The organism is Pelomonas sp. KK5, from assembly GCF_001984095.1.
In the GTDB taxonomy this organism is placed as follows: domain Bacteria; phylum Pseudomonadota; class Gammaproteobacteria; order Burkholderiales; family Burkholderiaceae_C; genus KK5.
In genome coordinates this window covers 1-1,481 of the sequence record NZ_LYVQ01000470.1, presented here as the reverse complement: position 1 = coordinate 1,481, position 1,481 = coordinate 1, and the positions used below count along the sequence as shown (strand labels likewise).

Genomic DNA, 1,481 nt, shown 5'->3' with positions numbered 1-1,481 from the left:
CCGGCGTCGACGAGCGTCGCGCCGGTGCGGGTGTCGGTGGCTGAGAACTGCAGCAGGCCGCCGCCGTTCTTGGTCAGGCTGCGTGCGCCGCCGCTCTCGCTGACGGCGCCGGAGAGCTGCAGGGCGGCGCCGCCGTCGACGGTGATCGTGGTGTCGGCCGCCAGGGTCAGCGCGCCGCTCATCTGGTTGCCGCTGCCGCTGCTGGCATGCAGCAGGCCGCCCTGGGCCAGCACTGCGTTGGTCAGCACCGCGCCATCGCGCAGCTCCAGCGTGCCCGCTGCGCCGATCGTCAGCAGGCCGCTGCCGATCTGGGCGGCGCTGCCGGAAAGAATCAGGGTGCCGGAGTTCACCTGTGTTCCGCCGCTGTTGTTCAGCGGGGCTTCCACCAGCAGGGCGCCGCCGCCCTGCAGCAGCAGCGTGCCGCCGCCGGAGATGGCGCCGGTGAAGCGGGCGGTGCCGGGCAGCGTGAGCACGAGTTGGTCCTGTATCACGGCGCCGGCGACCACGAGGTCGTTGGCATCGGTCAGGCGTGCCAACGCGGCGCCGGGAATGAGCACGGACCCGAAGTCGTTGGCCGCCGCGTCGAGCACGATGGAGCCGCTGCCGGCGTCCAGTCGGGCCAGGCCGGTGACGGTCAGCACGCCGCTCTGGCCGATGTCGGCGCCGGCGGTGCTCAGGTCCAGGCTGCCATAGCGGCCGCCGGCCATCGTCAGGCCGCCCAGCGCGATGACGTTCAGGGCGTTGGCGTCACCGATCACGCTGAGGCCGTTGGCGGCGGCGTCATGGTCCTGCAGGGTGACCGTGCCGAAGCCCGGCGTGCCTGCGGCCAGGCGCACGCTGTGCAGCTCGTTGGCCGCATGGCCGAGGTTCACGTCCAGCGGCGCCGAGCCGGTGGCGGTCAGCACGAGGTCTCCGCTGACCGAAATGCCGCCGACCTGGCTGACGCCGCGGCCACTGGCCAGGTCCAGCGTCGTGTAGCTGCCGCCGGTCAGCACGAGCGGCCCGTCCCCGCTGATGTCCAGCGTCAGCGCGTCGCCTCCGACGGCGAGCGTGCCGGTCGCTGCGAGTTGCACGGCCTGCATTGCCGCGCCGCTGGCGGCTGCCAACTGGACACCGCCGCCGAACTGGTTCGTCGCATCGGTGAGCGTCACCGTGGTGGCGCTGCCGGCGGCGCGCAGCGTGCTCAGGCCGGTCACGGCCAGCGCGCCGCTCTGGCCGATGTGGTCGGCCGCCTGCAGCAGCAGGTTGCCGTTGACGGTGCTGGCGGCCAGGGTCAGCGTGTCGCCGGCCAGGCTGGCATCACCGCCGCTGGCCAGCGCCACGGTCCTGCCGCCCAGCACATTGGCCTGGGTCAGCGTGATCGTCTGGCCGCTGGTGCTGGTGGTGAAACGGTTGCCGTCGGCGCCCAGCGTCAGGGCGCCGGTCTGGGCGATGGCGCCCGTGCCGGCGGTGGCGTCCAGCTTGCCCGCGACGGTGCTGGC

Annotated in this window: 1 pseudogene; it reads right to left on the bottom strand. The window is 73.4% G+C overall.

The features are described 5' to 3' along the window. Positions 1-1,481, bottom strand: a pseudogene (locus tag B0W88_RS34110) (hypothetical protein); the annotation flags it as partial.